General features: G+C 66.9%; 3 protein-coding genes and 1 pseudogene. 3 read left to right on the top strand and 1 reads right to left on the bottom strand.

The window, feature by feature from the left end:
- Positions 1–21: 21 nt before the first annotated feature.
- Positions 22–786, bottom strand: coding sequence for an SDR family oxidoreductase (locus ACNPM4_RS07510; RefSeq protein WP_029263394.1), 765 nt, complete (start codon positions 784–786; stop codon positions 22–24).
- A gap of 122 nt (positions 787–908) precedes the next feature.
- On the opposite strand from ACNPM4_RS07510, the gene ACNPM4_RS07515 reads away from it, so the two are divergent.
- From ACNPM4_RS07515 to ACNPM4_RS07525, 3 genes and pseudogenes are all read left to right on the top strand, one after another.
- On the top strand, positions 909–1,382 hold the full coding sequence (locus ACNPM4_RS07515) for an NfeD family protein (RefSeq protein ID WP_105709927.1): 474 nt from the start codon (positions 909–911) through the stop codon (positions 1,380–1,382).
- A gap of 10 nt (positions 1,383–1,392) precedes the next feature.
- Positions 1,393–2,322, top strand: a complete 930-nt coding sequence (locus tag ACNPM4_RS07520; RefSeq protein WP_051662450.1) for an SPFH domain-containing protein — start codon at positions 1,393–1,395, stop codon at positions 2,320–2,322.
- Positions 2,319–2,457, top strand: a pseudogene (locus ACNPM4_RS07525) (glycerophosphodiester phosphodiesterase family protein); the annotation flags it as partial. The gene ACNPM4_RS07520 and the pseudogene ACNPM4_RS07525, both read left to right, overlap by 4 nt.

Genomic DNA, 2,457 nt, shown 5'->3' on the forward strand with positions numbered 1-2,457 from the left:
GGCCCCGATTCTCGTCTGCGGCTACTCGGCGACGAACGCGCTCACATCTCCGACGAGCCGCGTGTTGTCGGAGGGCACCGGGTCGACCGCGGCCTTGGCCACCTCGGCGGCGAATTCGGAGACGTTGTAGAGCTTGCCGGCCGATTCCCGGCGTTCGGCGATCGCGCCCGGGTTCGCCCGCTCCAGCAGGGTGGCGGTGATCGTGCCCTCGATCATGTCGCCGGAGACGACCGTGAAGCCGATCCCCTTCTCGGCGAGAGCCGGGATGAGCTCACGGAGTGCATCCTCCCCCGCTCGCTTCGACAGGGCTACCGGTTCGTACTCCGGCATGGTCGGTGTCGTCCGGATGAAGTGCGCCTGGTGGCTGGTGACGAATACGACGCGCGCCCCGTCGCCCAACAGAGGGGTCGCCGCGTTCAGCACGTTGAGCTGCGCATCCCGGTTGAGCGTGAGTGCGTAGTCCTCGGCCATCCCCGACTCCATGCCACCGGAGGCGTTCAGTACGAGGACATCCAGACGACCGTACTCCGCGCGGACGGCGTCGAACATCTGGGCCACGGATGCGGGATCGGTGAGGTCGGCCCCCACCACGAGCGCCCGACGTCCGAGCTCGCGCAGCTGCGCGGCGAGCTTCTCGGCGCGCGGTGCCTTGTTGCGGAAGTTGATGACGACATCCGCGCCGGCCTCGGCGAGGTAGCGGACGGTGTCTGCGCCGATCCCGCGTGATGAGCCGGTGACGAGCGCCACCTTGCCGTCGAGGGAACCTGCGGGAAGAACGTCGGTCACGGTGACTCCTCATGATGCGCGAAAAGGCCGTGATCGCACGGCTCACTCACACTATCAAGGGAGCGCTGTGGCACCCGGATCGGCGGTCCCCCGCGTGATACGTTGACCACAAAGGAGGCCGCATGGACAACTTCACGACATTCGTCACGTTCATCGACCAATGGGCTTGGATCGGCTGGCTGGTCCTGATCGCCGTGTTCCTCGTCATCGAGATGCTTTCGTTGGACTTCACGTTCCTCATGCTCAGCTTCGGCAGTGTCGTCGGACTGGTGACTGATCTGCTGGGTGTCCCGGTCTGGGTGCAGGTGATCATCGCGGCCGTGGCGGCGGCAGCGTTCATCCTCTTCCTCCGACCGCCGTTGCTCAAGCGCCTCCGGCGCGGCGAAGACCCGACGAAGTCCAACGTGGACGCTCTCGTCGATCTGCGCGGCATCGCGCTGGCCGAGATCACGCAGATCTCCGGCCAGGCGAAGCTCGCCAACGGCGACACCTGGACCGCGCGCACCGCTACGCCGGTCGCCATCCCTCAGGGAGCCCCGATCGCCGTGAGCGCGATCAACGGCGCGACCGCCATCGTCCGACCCGTCAACGACTAGGAGAACCCCCTTGGACGACGCATCGTTCATTCCCGCAGCGATCGGCTGGATCCTCGCCATCGCGGTGATCATCTTCGTGGTGGTCACCGTCGCACGCGCCATCAGGATCATCCCCCAGGCGACGGCCGGCGTCGTCGAACGCCTCGGCCGCTATCACAAGACCCTCACCCCCGGACTCAACATCCTGGTCCCCTTCATCGACCGGCTCCGGCCGCTGATCGACATGCGTGAGCAGGTCGTCTCTTTCCCGCCGCAGCCGGTGATCACCGAGGACAACCTCGTCGTCTCGATCGACACGGTCGTGTACTTCCAGGTGACGGATGCGCGGGCGGCGACCTATGAGATCGCCAACTACCTCGGCGCCGTCGAGCAGCTCACCACGACGACGCTGCGAAACGTCGTCGGTGGCCTCAACCTCGAGGAAGCCCTGACCAGCCGCGACAACATCAACGGTCAGCTCCGGGTGGTGCTCGACGAGGCGACCGGCAAGTGGGGCATCCGCGTGGGCCGCGTCGAGCTCAAGGCGATCGATCCGCCCATCTCCATTCAGGACTCCATGGAGAAGCAGATGCGCGCTGAGCGTGACCGTCGCGCCGCGATCCTGACGGCGGAGGGCACCAAGCAGTCGGCGATCCTCGAGGCGGAAGGCGCTCGCCAGGCCGAGATCCTCCGAGCCGAGGGTGACAAGCAGGCCGCCGTCCTCCGCGCCCAGGGTGAGGCCGAGGCGATCCAGAACGTCTTCACCGCCATCCACCAGGGTGCGCCCGACGACAAGCTCCTCGCCTACCAGTACCTCCAGATGCTGCCGAAGATCAGCGAGGGACAGTCCAACAAGCTGTGGATCATCCCGAGTGAGCTCACCGAGGCGCTCAAGGGCATCGGCAGCGCGTTCACGCCGAAGCCGGGTCAGGGCCCGACGAACACGCTTCCCGGCGCGTGACCCACCCGTACTTCACGAAAGCGCGGCATCCTCGGGTCCTCGCTCACCGCGGTCTGGTCACCGCGGAGGGCGAGGATTCGGGCATCTGGGAGAACTCCGCTGCTGCCTTCGCCCCCGCCCACGCGGCGGGCGCCG

The sequence above is a fragment of the Microbacterium umsixpiens genome, from assembly GCF_053543675.1.